Raw genomic sequence first — 15411 nt, forward strand, 5'->3', positions numbered from 1 at the left:
TGGCATTTTTCAAAAGCTCAGAAAAATTCGAGGCTCACGCGGAACATCTGTTCCACGTGCTTAATAGCATCTGCAGTTGCGAATATTACAACACGATCTTTCGGCTTTATACGGACGTCACCATTTGGCTGAATGACCTGCCCTGCTCGGTAAATCGCGCCAATGCGCAAGCCTTCCGGCAAATCGAGATCACGCAATGGAGCGCCGACCAGCGATGACGTCTCAAGCGCTTCCGCCTCAATGATTTCCGCCATGTCCCGATAGACACTATAGACTGCGCGGATACGACCGCGTCGAACATGCTGCAATATTTTCGAGACAGTTACAGCCTTCGGATCAATATAAGCATCGATCCCCACCATGTGGGTAAAATCCTGATAGCCAGTCGTATTGATTAGCGCCATATTCGCCTTGCATCCAAGCCTCTTGGCCATGATGCTAGAAAGAATATTCACCTGATCCTGATTTGTCAGAGCGACAAAAAGATCAGCACCCTCAATATCCGCTTCCTGTAAAAGCGCCTGATCCAAAGCGCTGCCATGCAAAACCATGGTGCGTTTCAGCTGGTCAGCGATCATGAAAGCGCGCTCATGCTCACTTTCGATCATCTTTATACGCGTCTGCCATTTGCGTTCTTCAATGGCTTTCGCAACATATAGGCCAATATTGCCACCCCCCGCGATAACAATGCGATGCGCCTCAGGCTTTTCGTGCCCAAACAATGACAGCGTTCTGCGAACCTGTTCACGCGTCGTCACAACATAAGCGAGATCACCGGCATTGAGCTGATCGGTCGAGCGCGGAATAAATAGACTTCCCTTGCGTACAACGCCCACGACCGTTGCCGCAAGATCAGGGAACAGGTCGGAGAGCTGTTTGAGTGGTGTATTGATAACCGGGCACTCTTCCAGACACTCAATGGCAAGCCCGATGACCTTGTCATCCGCAAACCGCAAAACATCGGTGGCGCCCTGCAAGGCAATACGCCGCAAAACCACTTCACCCACCTCAAGCTCGGGTGAAATAATCACGTCAATCGGCAGATTTTCGCGCAGGAACAAGTCCTGATATTCCGCTTTCAAATAAGATTGCGCACGAATACGTGCGATCTTCGTCGGTACGTTGAAAACCGAATGAGCAACCTGACAAGCCACCATATTGACTTCGTCAGACAGCGTCACCGCGATAATCATGTCGGCTTCGTTAGCGCCAGCAGCGGCCAGAACATCCGGCTGTGAACCATGACCAACGAACCCGCGCACATCCAAAGTATCGCGCACGATTTCGATATGGCGCGCAGATGTATCAATGACGGAGACGTCATTTTGTTCGGCAGCAAGCCGCTCGGCAATGCCGTAGCCGACTTGCCCCGCTCCGCATACAATTACACGCATATCATCCCGCCCACTTGAATATTAAACGCCAAGCGACTTTAGCTTGCGATGCAATGCCGAACGTTCCATCCCAACAAACTCCGCTGTCCGCGAGATATTGCCGCCAAACCGATTGATCTGTGCAATGAGATATTCTTTTTCAAATCGCTCACGTGCTTCACGCAAAGGAAGCGCCATGATGTGCTGATCGGATTCGGTCGGCGCACGTGGCAGCGTGTCGCCAATTTCTGCTGGCAGAAGATCGGCTGTCACCGGCGCGTCCGGGTCATCGCCGCGTGCCAGAATCATCAGGCGTTCCACATTGTTTCGCAGCTGGCGGATATTTCCCGGCCAGCTATGTGACTGCAACACTGCCATTGCATCAGAGCCGATTTTACGCGGCTTGATACCCGCCTGCTCGGCAATCTGCGTCATGAAATACTCAACGAGAGATGGAATATCCTCACGACGCGAGGCAAGCGCCGGCACATGCACAGGCACAACAGACAGGCGATGGAAAAGATCCTCTCGGAACGTACCTTCGGCAATCATGCCTTCAAGGTTCTGTGCAGTCGATGAAATAATACGGACATCAACCTTCACACGCTTGGTTCCACCCACACGCTCAAACTGCTGATCAACCAGCACACGCAAAATCTTGTTCTGCGTCTCACGCGGCATATCGGCTATTTCATCAAGATAAAGGATGCCACCATGCGCTTCTTCCAGCGCACCAACCTTACGCTCGCCGCCATCCATTTCCGTGCCGAAAAGTTCGATCTCCATACGCTCTGGCGTAATCGTTGCGGCGTTGACCGTCACGAACGGACCATTGGCCCGGCCTGACTGCGCATGGATAGCACGCGCTGCCAGTTCCTTTCCTGCGCCCGAAGGGCCGGTAATCATAATACGGCTATTGGTTGGCGCAACGCGCTCAATCGTCTGACGCAGCTGGTTGATCGCAAGCGAAGCGCCAATCAGTTCCATGCTGTTGCCACCGCGCTTGCGCAGATTGGAAACTTCACGCTTGAGCTTGGATGTTTCCAGCGCACGTTCGGCAACCAGAATGAGACGATCCGCCTTAAATGGCTTTTCGATAAAATCATAGGCACCGCGCCGGATTGCAGACACCGCTGTTTCGACATTGCCGTGTCCAGAGATCATCACCACTGGCAGATCAGGGTGCTGCTTCTTGATTTCATCAAGCAGTGCAAGACCATCAAGCCGGCTGCCCTGCAACCAGATATCAAGAAAGACAAGCCGCGGCACACGATCATCGATCGCGGCGAGCGCGCTGTCAGCATCAAAGGCCGTGCGCGTCTCATACCCTTCGTCGCTCAGGATACCTGCAACAAGTTCCCGAATATCCACTTCGTCATCAACAACAAGAATATCGGCTGCCATATCAGTTCACCTGTCCAACTATCTCGTTTCCGGGATTTCCTTCTTCCGCACCAGCAGAGCCGGTGGAAACCTCAGGAAAGATCATACGTATCATTGCGCCACGTCCACCGTAGAAATCGGCTGGCGCATCATGCAATTCCAACTGTCCGCCATGGTCTTCGACAATTTTGCGAACGATTGCGAGACCAAGGCCAGTACCCTTTTCGCGCGTCGTCATATAGGGCTCCAGGAGCTTTTGACGATCATCGCCCGGCAAGCCTTTGCCGTTATCAATCACTTCGACCAGCAGATTTCCGTCCTCTTTGCGAGCGCGAACAAGAATATGTCCTTCACCACGCTCTTCCTTTGGCACCGCATCAATCGCCTCGCTGGCATTTTTGATGATATTGCCAAAAGCCTGACCGAGCAGACGACTGTCAAAAGATCCAATCAGCTTTTCAGAGCCGTATTCATTGGTGAATTTTATATCCTGTCGGCTGACTTCAATGAGGAATGAGGCCTCGCGCAGCGCCTCACGCATATCCATCGCCTTCATCTCCGGCTTTGGCATACGTGCAAAAGCTGAGAACTCATCGACCATACGACCAATATCACCCACCTGACGAATAATCGTATCGGTACACTGATCGAACACCTCGCGATCTTCAACAATTACCTTGCCATAGCGACGACGAATGCGTTCCGCAGAAAGCTGGATTGGTGTCAGCGGGTTCTTGATCTCGTGCGCAATACGGCGCGCAACATCGGCCCACGCCGAAGAACGCTGCGCCTGAACCAGATCAGTAATATCATCAACGGTCACGACATAGGAGTGATCGTCAGATTCCGAATCTTCGACCGTCACCTGCACATTAAAGGTTCGTGCAACACCATTTCGCGTCATATTGACTTGTTCACGATGCATCGCACGATCCGTTGTACGCGCAACTTCAAACGCCTGTCCGATTTCAGGCGCAATATTGCTCAAGCTTTTGCCGATTGCATCATGTGAACTGACACCGAACATATGTTCAGCCGAGCGATTAAGAATCGTTATTGAACCATCCGTCTCAATGCCGATAACTCCCGCATTAACGCCAGAAAGAACCGCCTCCGAGAAGCGGCGGCGTTCATCAATCTGATCTTTGGCAGACAAAAGCTCGTTGCGTTGGCTATTCAACTCAGCAACCATATTGTTGAACGTATCCGACAAAGCGCCAACGTCGCCGTCAGATGCGCGTACCGGCACGGAAATATTGAGATTACCGGCAGCAACATCGTCAGCCGCGCCGATCAAAAGCCGGATTGGGCGAACGAGACGGTCAGCCACTGCTATACCTGTCCATATGGCAGACAGGAGAACAATTAGCGTCAGACCGAAATAGAGCAGCGCAAAAGCAATCTGTGTTGGTATGCGATTTGCATCCATCTCCTGATAGCGCTGTGTATTGGCCTCCATCAGGCGCATTGATTCCAATATCTGCGGATCAACCTGCCTTACCGTGTAAAGATAAAGGTTCGGTATCTCGCGCATCTTGATAACAGCACCAACAAAATTACTATTGCCCGGAGGAATAATAACTGGCCTTCCATCAACAGCTGTTCTCAAGGCATCTTCGGTTGGAGGAGGAAGTCGCGCTTCAACGCCCGTTTCGCTTTTAACAACCACATCGCCATTTTCACGCACTAGAAATGCGCCCAACAAACCGCGACCGCCAGCCTGAAGTGTCATGTAGCGAATAAAGCCCCCCCTATCGAGACTGTAAACAGTGCGCTGCGCATCCAGTTCCTGAAGCATTGAAAATGAAGTGCTTTGCAGATTTAGCGCTGTCTCTTTAATGTAGGCAGTCGTCAGACTCTGTGAAGAACTCACAATATCGCGTGTATTGGTATCAAACCAGCGATCTAGCCCGAGATTGAGTGTGACTGACGCGACGATAGCCACCACAATCGCAGGCACGGCAGCAATCAATGAAAACAGTGCAACAATACGCACATGCAGTCGTGATGCCGCTTTTCCGGATCTTCGCGCCGATATAATGCGATAAATCTCGCGGCAAATGAGCAGGATCAGAAAAACAATAAGCGCGACATTGATAATGACCAGCGCAAGAGTCACTGCCCGATCAGGCGTGATCGGCGTTATGCCAATCAGAATGCAAAACGACAGTGATGCAGTAATCAGCGCCAGAACAACGGTAATAATACCCGGCAAAGCAAGAAGCCTGCGCCCCTCACCGCTGTGCGATGGTCGCCCTACCTTATCCATATCAGTCGTCAGATTCGCTGTATTCATGTTAACCATGTTACCCAATAGCGTTGCATCTATGCAACGCATTGTGGCGAAAATGCAACGATTGTTTACAGCTTAAATAGGGTTTCGCGAAACTGTGAGCGGCTTTCTACGCATTTTCTACTGCTTGGCGCCCCGATAGATATTAACACCGAGCTCTCTAATCTTCTTACGCAGCGTATTCCGGTTAAGGCCCAGAATTTCTGCAGCCTTGATTTGATTGCCGCGCGTAGCCGTCAAACATGCAAGGATGAGCGGATATTCCAGTTCTGCCAGAACGCGATGATAAAGACCGGGCGGCGGAAGATCAGAGCCGAACGAGCCGAAATAACGCTGCATATTCTGCTCCACCACCTGCGAAATGGTGATATTCTCCAGATCGCCCGTCACAACCACAGGTGCATCAGGCTTCGATAGTTCTGATTTCAGCTCAGCTTCGATGATCTCAGGCGAAATCTCGTCTTGCGGGTAAAGTGCGGAAAGCCTGCGCACAAGGTTTTCGAGCTCACGCACATTGCCCGGCCACGGATAACGGCGCATCATATCAAAGCCCGTGGCCGTGATGCGTTTTTCAGGCAGCCCCTCTTCCGCTGCGCGCTTGAAGAAGTGACGAACCAGATCCGGTACGTCTTCACTGCGTTCGCGAAGCGGCGGCAGTCGTAGAGGAACAACATTCAGACGATAATACAGGTCTTCGCGGAACAGGCCCTGCGCGATGAGCTGGCGCAAATCCTTATTGGTTGCAGCCACAATACGAACATCTGTCTTGATCGGTGTACGACCACCAACGGTCATATATTCGCCCTGCTGTAACACGCGCAGCAAGCGTGTCTGTGCTTCCATCGGCATATCACCGATTTCATCCAGAAAAAGCGTGCCACCATTGGCCTGCTCAAAACGCCCACTTGAACGGTTCTGTGCGCCGGTAAAGGCACCCTTTTCGTGGCCAAACAATTCAGATTCGATGAGGTCACGCGGAATAGCCGCCATATTAATAGCAACAAAAGGTCCTTTGCGACGGCGCCCATATTCATGCAGCGCGCGCGCGACCAGTTCCTTGCCTGTCCCCGACTCACCTGTAACCATCATGGTCAGATCGGTCTGCATCATACGGGCTAAAACGCGATAGATTTCCTGCATGGCTGGCGAACGGCCAACGAGCGGCATATTTTCCGCCTGCTCATCCTGCAACACGGCAGCTGGTTTATGCTTGGGCTCTGAAAGCGCACGCCCAACAATATTGATGAGCTCTGTCAGATCGAACGGCTTTGGCAAATATTCATAAGCACCGGCTTCCGAAGCGCGGATAGCGGTCATGAATGTATTCTGCGCGCTCATCACCACAATTGGCAGATCAGGACGCATTTTCTTGATGCGTGGCAGCAGATCAAATGCATTCTCGTCCGGCATATTCACGTCGGTAATCACAAGATCACCATCGCCAGCAGCGATCCAACGCCAAAGAGATGCACCATTGGATGTCACCCGCACATCATAACCTGCACGCGACAATGCCTGATTAAGCACCGTGCGAATTGCAGCATCATCATCGGCAACGAGAATCGTACCTGTCGGACGTCCGGCAATCATGCGTTATCTCCTGTCTTTGCAGACATATTTTCAGCTGAACTCTTCCACTGCGGCATCAAAATGCGGAATGTGGTGCGCGATGGGTGGCTGTCGCACTCGATTACGCCGCCATGATCACCAATAATCTTGGCAACCAGCGCCAGTCCGAGACCAGACCCATTGGTTTTCGTCGTGACAAACGGATCGAACAAATGCGGCAGCATATCCTCCGGAACGCCAGGACCATTATCATGCACGCAGAATTCAAGCGGAAGAGCGACGCGGTCGCTTGCACCTGGAACCTGTAGGCGGATACCCGGACGATAAGCGGTTGAGAGCGTTATCTCAGCACCTTCACGGTCGCCGATGGCTTCGGCGGCATTCTTCACCAGATTAAGGAAGACCTGAACAAGCTGATCGCGATTGGCATAAACCGGCGGCAATGATGGATCGTATTCCTCGACAAAGCGAATATTCCGCGCAAAACCGTTGCGCGCCAATGTCTTCACATGATCAAGTACCGAATAAATATTGACTGCTGTGCGCTCTATCGGGCGCTCATCGGAAAACACTTCCATGCGATCAACGAGCTTTACGATGCGGTCGGTTTCATCGGTAATCAACCGTGCCAATGCGCGGTCTTCATCGCCAACCACCTGTTCAAGCAATTGGGCAGCACCGCGAATACCGGAAAGCGGATTCTTGATTTCATGCGCAAGCATTGAGGCAAGTCCCGTCACCGAACGCGCAGCGCCACGATGGGTCATCTGGCGGTCGATCTTCTCCGCCATGGTCTTTTCTTTAAACAGAATAACCACGGCGCCCGGCGTTTCAATTACAGGTGCTACATAGAGATCGACAATGCGCTCAGCACCAAGTTTCGGTGATGAAATATCAACGCGATATTCATTAACCGGCACCTGAGCCGTGCGAACCTGATCGACCAAAGCCAGCAATGGACTGCCAAAAGGCAGAAACGATTCAAGACGATTACGCGCCAGAATAGACGAGCCAGAGCGAAAAAACTGCTCGGCGTCCATATTCGCATAAACGATGTGATTATCGGCACTCACCATAATCACAGGCTGATTGATCGCATCCAGTATGATTGCTGGAATGCCGTTCGCTTCACCTCTAACGCCCATCATGCGACCTTTCTGTCAGCGTCATGCAGAAAAACGCGGGTCAGCGCCGCGATAACCGCTTCGGGATCAGTGAGCGTCATGATTTCAGCCTTATCTGCCTGCGAGAATGCTTCACGCGCATGACGATCCAGATACCAGCCTAGATGCTTTCTCGAGTGGCGGATACCTGTCTTGTTGCCATAGTGCTCGAGCATATCTTCGTAATGTGTTATAATATAAGAAAGAATTCCATTAGCGGAACGCGGTGCGAAATCACTGCCTGCGATCAGCCCTGCAAGCCACGGCTGACCATAGGAAGCACGACCAACCATCACGGCATCAGCACCAGAGCGACGCAACAATTCTTCTGCATCGTCGCGTGATAACACATCGCCATTGGCAACCAATGGAATTTTCACAACATCACGCACCGCATGAATGGCGTCCCAGTCGGCTGTGCCTTCATAAAACTGGCAGCGTGTGCGTCCATGAACTGTCACCATAGCAATGCCTGCATCTTCGGCGCGTTTAGCAAGCTCCGGCGCGTTAATGCTGTTTTCATCCCAGCCAAGACGCATTTTCAGCGTAACGGGCACTTTCACGGCATTAACGGTTGCTTCAACCAACGTCATGGCATGATCAAGATCCCGCATCAGCGCGGAACCCGAATAGCCGCCCGTCACTTTCTTGGCAGGGCAGCCCATATTGATATCGATAATATCCGCGCCTTCACCCTCGGCGATGATGGCTGCTTCACCCATCCAGTGCGCTTCGCGGCCTGCAAGCTGCACAACATGCGTGCCAAGCCCTTCGCCGGATAAGCGCAACATGCTTTCCTTATGGCGATTACAAAGCTCGGCACTTGCCACCATTTCAGAAACAACCATGCCCGCACCGGCCGCGGCGGCGCGCCTGCGAAACGGAAGGTCGGAAACACCCGACATAGGAGCAAGAAAGACGCGGTTTGGAACGACCACGTTGCGTATGTTTAAAGGCTGCTCAAGATTGGTGACCAAAAGATGCTCATTTGATGTGCATGATGCAATTAGCACACACTTTAATCATTCAATGCTGTGAAAGCAAGGAAAAGCACCTAGCTGCGATGATAAATCGATTGCCGTCTGGCAATTATTTGCGCAAGGCATTATTCCGCATGTAACTAGATGAATCTTTTGGCGAAGGCGACCAACATTTTCCGGGCAGCAGCAGTCATCGTAGCCGCAGGACGTGGCGAACGTGCAGGACAAAGCATCGAAGGTCCGAAGCAATATCGGCGAATCGGCGGCGAAGCCGTGCTTTCACGCACGCTGAGGGCCTTTGCGCAGTGTCCTGAAGTTGTCGAGATCATCGTGGTCATCCATGCCGATGATACAGTGCTTTATGAGAAAGCCATCATGGAACGCTACGACAATGTGCGCGTCGTCACCGGCGGTCCGACACGGCAAGAGTCCACACGGCTTGGATTGCTGGCGCTCAACGAAAACGCTCCTGACTATGTGCTTATCCATGATGGAGTGCGTCCATTCATTGAGCAGGATTTGCTAGCGCGTATATTCGACAATCTGACACCGCAGGAAGGCGTACTGCCTGCGCTTGCTGTGTCCGACACGCTGAAACAATCAGCCAGTGACGGTACAGTCAAAATGACGGTTCCGCGCGCTGGTCTTTTTGCAGCGCAAACACCGCAGGCTTTTCCTTTCGCACAAATCCTCGATGCGCACGAAAAGGCATATCTCAGCGGACGTTCGGATTTCACCGATGATGCGTCGATTGCAGAAGCCTATGGACTTGCAGTGCAAATCATCGAAGGTTCAGCAGATAACACCAAACTGACATGGGCCAAAGATATCGAAATGGCCGACAAACGCTTGAGGCATGGCATGACTTCTTTTCCAGATATTCGGACTGGCAATGGCTATGACGTTCACAGTTTCGAGCCGGGTGATCACGTCACGCTTTGCGGCGTCGCCATTCCGCATAATAAGAAGCTTAACGGTCATTCAGATGCTGACGTGGCCCTCCACGCACTGACCGATGCTTTGCTTGCCACGCGCGGCGCAGGCGATATTGGCACGCATTTCCCGCCATCCGATCCGCAGTGGAAGGGTGCAGCATCACATATCTTCGTTGAACATGCGGTCAAGATAGTGCGCGAAGCCGGTGGCCGCATCGCCAACGTGGACGTAACTATCATAGCTGAAGAGCCAAAGATTGGTCCGCACCGCCCTGTAATGACGGAAACCATGGCCAATATGCTTGGCATTTCGCAAAACCGCGTTTCCGTCAAAGCCACCACCAATGAAAAGATGGGGTTTGTTGGCCGTGGCGAAGGTATTGCTGCTATTGTAACGGCAACCGTGATCTATCCCGGCGAGGTTCCTGAATGACACTCATTGCCGAAGCTCAAGCCATCAACGTCCTGAATGCATGTCGCAAACACAGCATCATGATTGTGACGGCAGAATCCTGCACAGGTGGGCTGATCGCGGCAGCACTCACAGATATTGCCGGTTCTTCCGATGTAGTGGACCGAGGCTTTGTCACCTATTCCAATGAAGCCAAAAATGAGATGATCCGTGTTCCGATGGAATTGATAAACCAAGTGGGTGCGGTTTCAAAAGAAGTGGCGATAGCCATGGCAGAAGGTGCACTTGCCAACTCACGTGCAGGCATCAGCATTGCCGTGACAGGTATTGCGGGACCCGGTGGCGGATCAGTAGAAAAGCCGGTCGGCCTTGTGCACATCGCCAGTGCGCGCAAAGGTTTTGCCACGAAGCACAAAGAATGCCGCTTTGGTGAAAAGTCACGCGAAGACATTCGTCAAGAAACAGTGATTTCTGCGCTGGCTCTGGTACTCGAGGCGCTTAATTCTTAACCGTATATCTGATCGGCGCGTTTCTCAAAGGCTTCCGAGAATTTGCGAAAAGCCAGATCGAACATCGATCCCATTAGCAGGCCAAGCGTGCGGCTTTTGAATTCATAATCGATAAAGAACTCAACATCGCATTCCGAACCATCCCCAACCGGCTTGAAAGTCCAGCGATTGTCGAGATAGCGGAACGGGCCATCGACATATTTCACGTCGATGACATTTTCTTCCGGCTTCAAAAGCACCTGGCTCGTAAATGTCTCGCGGATCAGCTTATAGCCAACTGTCATATCCGCGATTAGCAATGTCTTTCCGTCCCGTTCCTTGGCAGAACGAATGGAGAGTGCTTCGCACATTGGCAAAAATTGCGGATATTTTTCCACGTCCGACACCAGGGCAAACATCTGGTCTGCCCTGTGATGAACGCGTCTGACATTCGTAAACTGGGGCATACGAATTTAAGCCTGCGCTGCAATCTGCGCTTCGCGAGCGGCCTTGAGCTTTGCGAAATCGTCACCGGCATGGTGCGATGAACGCGTCAGCGGGCTGGACGCAACGAGCGCAAAGCCTTTGGTCCGACCAATCGTCTCGAAAGACTTAAATTCGTCTGGGGTAACGAAACGGATGACCGGATGGTGCTTACGGGTTGGCTGGAGGTACTGGCCGATGGTCATGAAATCCACATCCGCAGAACGAAGATCGTCCATCAACTGCAAGATTTCATTCCGCTCTTCACCAAGGCCAACCATGATGCCGGATTTTGTGAAAATTGTCGGATCGAGTTCCTTCACGCGCTGCAGTAAGCGGATCGAATGGAAATAGCGCGCGCCCGGACGAACCTTGAGGTACTTGGACGGAACTGTTTCCAGATTGTGATTGAACACATCAGGACGTGCCTTAACAACGATCTCAAGCGCGCCTTCCTTGCGAAGAAAATCTGGCGTGAGAATTTCAATCGTTGTCTTTGGTGTTGCAGCACGGATTGCACGAATAACGTCGGCAAAATGCTGCGCGCCGCCATCGGCCAAATCATCGCGGTCAACGGATGTAATAACGACGTGGGTCAGGCCCATCTGCTTGATTGCGCGTGCAACACTTTCCGGTTCATTCGGATCCAGAGCTTTCGGAATACCGGTCGAAACATTACAGAACGCACAGGCACGGGTGCAGATTTCACCCATGATCATGAATGTCGCGTGCTTCTTTTCCCAGCACTCGCCAATGTTCGGGCAGCCAGCTTCTTCGCAAACGGTAACGAGCTTGTTCGAGCGGACGATCTCACGCGTTTCATTATAGCCACGCGAAACGGGAGCCTTGACGCGGATCCAATCCGGCTTTTTCAGGATTTCATTGTCCGGACGATGTGCCTTCTCCGGATGACGAAGACGTCTCTGGTTCACCGTGTCGAGAACTGTAACCATGCTGTTTCCTGCCTATCCGAAGTTTTCACGAACTTGAAACACTTCTAAATTGGGTCCGGTTCGTAGTCTTTGGCCTGTACTCTGTCAACTTGGCACGCCCAAAGACAACGTCAATATGCTGCGGCTTACCGTCTCGCCGCTATTCCTAATGCCCTGAAAACCAGTGCCCAGATAAGGCCAAACAATAGCCCGCCAAATCCAAGGGCAAAAACCAATGTCCAGACGCCATACCAACCAGCAATCGCCATTCCATTGATCGATATGGTGTTTCCGCCGATCAGGCTCAAGCTTCCGGCCATAAAGCCGAGCGCAAGACCGCTAACGGTACACCATTTAATCATGGGCCATGCGGCGCGCCGCCATGGCCCTCCATTATCGATCAGCGGAATGTGACTACCTCTTTGTTATGCGTTCAGCACACGACCATAGGCATCCAGAACACTTTCCTTCATCATTTCGGAAAGGGTCGGATGCGGGAAGACCGAATGCATCAGCTCTTCTTCAGTCGTTTCAAGATTCATCGCAACGACGAAGCCCTGAATAAGCTCGGTGACTTCCGCGCCAACCATGTGTGCGCCGAGCAGCTGTCCGGTCTTCTTGTCAAAGATCGTTTTGACAAGACCCTGATCTTCACCAAGCGCAATAGCCTTACCGTTTGCCGAGAAGGAATAACGACCGACACGAATGTCAAAGCCCTGTTCCTTCGCCTTAGCTTCAGTCAAACCAACGGACGCAACTTGCGGATTGCAATAGGTGCAGCCCGGGATCATGAGCTTATCGAGCGAATGGACATTCGGCAGACCGGCAATCTTTTCGACGCAGATCGTGCCTTCATGCTCGGCCTTATGAGCTAGCATTGGGGGACCGGCAACGTCGCCAATGGCGTAAATGCCTTCGACATTGGTCTTCCCATAGCCGTCGATCACAACGCAACCACGATCAGTCTTCACACCGAGCGCTTCAAGACCGAGGTTTTCGATGTTGCCCTGAACGCCAACAGCCGAAATAAGACGATCAACGGTTAGCTTTTCAACCTTGCCGTCCTTGGTTTCGATATGAGCAGTGACAGAGTCTGCGCCCTTCTCAACCTTCGTAACCTTGGCTTCGGTGATGATCTTGAGGCCGAGCTTTTCCAGACGCTTGCGGGCGAAAGTGGAAATTTCCACATCTTCAACCGGCATGATGTTTGGCATCAGCTCAACAACCGTCACGTCAACGCCCATGGCATTGTAGAAGGATGCAAATTCAATACCGATAGCACCGGAGCCCATGACAACCATCGACTTTGGAAGCGCCTGTGGAACCATGGCTTCGAAGTAGGTCCAGATCAGCTTGCCATCCGGCTCAATGCCCGGCAGCGAACGCGGACGTGCGCCGGTCGCAACGATCACATGCTTGGCCTTGTAGTTGCCCTCACCCAGAACACCCTTCGGCACGGGATTTTGCGGCAGCATTGGCTGCTTCGACGATTTACCGACAGAAATCTCCGCAGGCGTATTGCCGGAAGCGCCCTTAACGAGCTTGGCTTCGCCCCAGATCACGTCGATCTTGTTCTTCTTCATCAGGTAGGCAACGCCGCCATTTAGCCGTGCCGACACACCACGCGAACGCGCAACAACCGCATCCACATCAGCACTGATCGAGCCTTCAAGCTTGAGGCCGTAATCCTTGGCATGTTCGCCGAGATGCAGGACTTCCGCAGAACGCAACAGCGCTTTAGTCGGAATGCAGCCCCAGTTGAGACAAATGCCACCCAGATGCTCACGCTCGACAATCGCAGTCTTGAGGCCAAGCTGCGCTGCGCGGATAGCGGTGACATAACCGCCCGGTCCCGATCCGATGATAATAACGTCGTAGATGTCGGCCATAGTTTCCTGCCCTTAAAACATCGCAAATACGGGAAACGGCATCTTACGCAGTTTCTTGCGGCGCGCATTCCCGAATTGCCGACTTTCTGTCGGCTTACAAATAGGAAACGCCGCATGTGTTGTCCACACGCGGCGTATAACCATATCAGACTAGCATACCCATCGGGTTTTCGATGTGACGCTTGAAGGCCTGTGCAAGTTCAGCAGCCAGCGCACCATCGACCGCACGGTGATCGGTGGAAAGCGTGACAGACATTACTGTCGCAACCTTCACTTCACCGTTCTTGACCACCGCGCGCTGTTCACCCGCACCAATTGCGAAGATCGTCGCATGTGGCGGGTTGATGATCGCAGCAAAGTCCTTCACGCCGAACATGCCGAGGTTGGACACAGAGGTCGAACCACCCTGATATTCATCAGGCTTCAGCTTGCGATCACGCGCACGCTTGGCAAGGTCCTTCATCTCATTGGAGATGGCGGACAGCGTTTTGGATTCCGACTGACGCACGATTGGCGTAATCAGACCGCCGGGGATCGACACAGCAACGCCGACATCCGCACGCTTATGCTTGATCATGCCGCCTTCAGTCCAGGAGACATTGGCTTCAGGAATGTCACGCAGCGCAAGAGCCACAGCCTTGATCACCAGATCGTTGACAGAAAGCTTGTAGGCCGGAACCTCGCCCTTCTCTGTCTTTGCCAGTGGTGCAGCCGAATTGATCTGCGAGCGCAAAGCCAGAAGCGCATCGAGTTCGCAATCGATCGTCAGATAGAAATGCGGAACAGTCTGCTTCGATTCAACCAGACGGCGGGCAATGGTCTTGCGCATACCGTCGTGAGGAACGATTTCGTATGTGCCTTCTTCAAAGAGCTTGAGAATGGCATCATCCGACTGAGGTTTTGGAGCCGATGCAGCTGCCTGTGGTGCAGCAGATGCAGCTTTTGTGCCGCCCGACTTGATTGCAGCTTCAACGTCACGCTGAACAACACGGCCATGAGGACCAGTGCCTTTAACAGCGGAAACATCAACGCCTGCATCCTTTGCGATACGACGAGCAAGCGGCGATGCGAAAACGCGATCTCCCTTGTTTTCGGCGCCACTATTAATAGCAGGAGCAGCCGCTGGGGCTTCAGCTTTTGCAGGAGCCGGGGCTGCTGCGGGTGCAGCTTCCTTCTTTGGCTCTTCCTTAGGCGTTTCAGCCTTAGCTTCCGCCTTTGATGCAGGAGCGGCATCGCCGCCTTTGGCTGCTTCTGCAACATCCTCGCCGTCTTCGGCGAGGATTGCAATCAGCGCGTTGACCTTCACGCCTTCGGTCCCGGCAGGAACGACCAGCTTGGCAACAACACCTTCATCGACAGCTTCGACTTCCATCGTCGCTTTGTCAGTTTCGATCTCAGCGATCACATCGCCGGACGTAACCTTGTCGCCTTCTTTAACCAGCCACTTGGAAAGATTGCCTTCTTCCATGGTTGGTGAAAGTGCTGGCATGGTGATTTTAATCGGCATGTCC

The 15411-nt window shown here is 52.6% G+C and carries 13 protein-coding genes; 2 read left to right on the forward strand and 11 right to left on the reverse strand.

Annotated elements, in window-relative coordinates; genetic code table 11:
- Positions 1-17: 17 nt before the first annotated feature.
- The 6 genes from trkA to dusB all read right to left on the reverse strand — a co-directional run bounded on the left by trkA (position 18) and on the right by dusB (position 8758).
- Entirely contained in the window at positions 18-1394 is a 1377-nt protein-coding gene (gene trkA, locus RI570_RS00935) for a Trk system potassium transporter TrkA (RefSeq protein WP_313826549.1), read from the reverse strand.
- A gap of 21 nt (positions 1395-1415) precedes the next feature.
- The gene (locus tag RI570_RS00940) at positions 1416-2777 is read right to left on the reverse strand and encodes a sigma-54-dependent transcriptional regulator (protein WP_250039801.1); all 1362 of its coding nucleotides are present in this window, start codon (positions 2775-2777) and stop codon (positions 1416-1418) included.
- A 1-nt stretch (position 2778) separates the two neighbouring features.
- Positions 2779-5094 (reverse strand): ATP-binding protein, encoded by a 2316-nt coding sequence (locus RI570_RS00945; RefSeq protein ID WP_409558605.1) that lies wholly within the window; start codon positions 5092-5094, stop codon positions 2779-2781.
- A 75-nt stretch (positions 5095-5169) separates the two neighbouring features.
- On the reverse strand, positions 5170-6639 hold the full coding sequence (ntrC, locus tag RI570_RS00950; RefSeq protein WP_313826550.1) for a nitrogen regulation protein NR(I): 1470 nt from the start codon (positions 6637-6639) through the stop codon (positions 5170-5172).
- On the reverse strand, positions 6636-7763 hold the full coding sequence (locus tag RI570_RS00955) for a nitrogen regulation protein NR(II) (protein WP_313828509.1): 1128 nt from the start codon (positions 7761-7763) through the stop codon (positions 6636-6638). Before RI570_RS00955 ends, ntrC begins: the two co-directional genes overlap by 4 nt.
- Positions 7763-8758, reverse strand: coding sequence for a tRNA dihydrouridine synthase DusB (gene dusB, locus RI570_RS00960; RefSeq protein ID WP_313826551.1), 996 nt, complete (start codon positions 8756-8758; stop codon positions 7763-7765). The genes RI570_RS00955 and dusB overlap by 1 nt, the downstream gene beginning before the upstream one ends.
- A 147-nt stretch (positions 8759-8905) precedes the next feature.
- Between dusB and RI570_RS00965 the strand changes: the two genes are divergently transcribed.
- Complete coding sequence (locus RI570_RS00965) at positions 8906-10129, forward strand: bifunctional 2-C-methyl-D-erythritol 4-phosphate cytidylyltransferase/2-C-methyl-D-erythritol 2,4-cyclodiphosphate synthase (RefSeq protein WP_313826552.1); 1224 nt, start codon at positions 8906-8908, stop codon at positions 10127-10129.
- Entirely contained in the window at positions 10126-10617 is a 492-nt protein-coding gene (locus tag RI570_RS00970; RefSeq protein ID WP_313826553.1) for a CinA family protein, read from the forward strand. Before RI570_RS00965 ends, RI570_RS00970 begins: the two co-directional genes overlap by 4 nt.
- Here RI570_RS00970 and RI570_RS00975 read toward each other — a convergent pair.
- From RI570_RS00975 to RI570_RS00995, 5 genes are all read right to left on the reverse strand, one after another.
- The gene (locus RI570_RS00975; RefSeq protein WP_313826554.1) at positions 10614-11063 is read right to left on the reverse strand and encodes a type II toxin-antitoxin system RatA family toxin; all 450 of its coding nucleotides are present in this window, start codon (positions 11061-11063) and stop codon (positions 10614-10616) included. The two genes, RI570_RS00970 and RI570_RS00975, sit on opposite strands and share 4 nt — an antisense overlap.
- A 6-nt stretch (positions 11064-11069) precedes the next feature.
- The gene (gene lipA / locus RI570_RS00980) at positions 11070-12032 is read right to left on the reverse strand and encodes a lipoyl synthase (protein ID WP_313826555.1); all 963 of its coding nucleotides are present in this window, start codon (positions 12030-12032) and stop codon (positions 11070-11072) included.
- A 125-nt stretch (positions 12033-12157) separates the two neighbouring features.
- Positions 12158-12373: a hypothetical protein gene (locus RI570_RS00985; protein WP_313828637.1), complete on the reverse strand. Its 216-nt coding sequence runs from the start codon at positions 12371-12373 to the stop codon at positions 12158-12160.
- Between the two features lie 63 nt (positions 12374-12436).
- The gene (lpdA, locus tag RI570_RS00990) at positions 12437-13900 is read right to left on the reverse strand and encodes a dihydrolipoyl dehydrogenase (protein ID WP_313826556.1); all 1464 of its coding nucleotides are present in this window, start codon (positions 13898-13900) and stop codon (positions 12437-12439) included.
- A 145-nt stretch (positions 13901-14045) separates the two neighbouring features.
- Entirely contained in the window at positions 14046-15407 is a 1362-nt protein-coding gene (locus RI570_RS00995; RefSeq protein ID WP_313826557.1) for a pyruvate dehydrogenase complex dihydrolipoamide acetyltransferase, read from the reverse strand.
- Between the last annotated feature and the right edge of the window lie 4 nt (positions 15408-15411).

This window comes from Brucella pseudogrignonensis (assembly GCF_032190615.1).
Taxonomy (GTDB): Bacteria; Pseudomonadota; Alphaproteobacteria; order Rhizobiales; family Rhizobiaceae; genus Brucella; species Brucella pseudogrignonensis_B.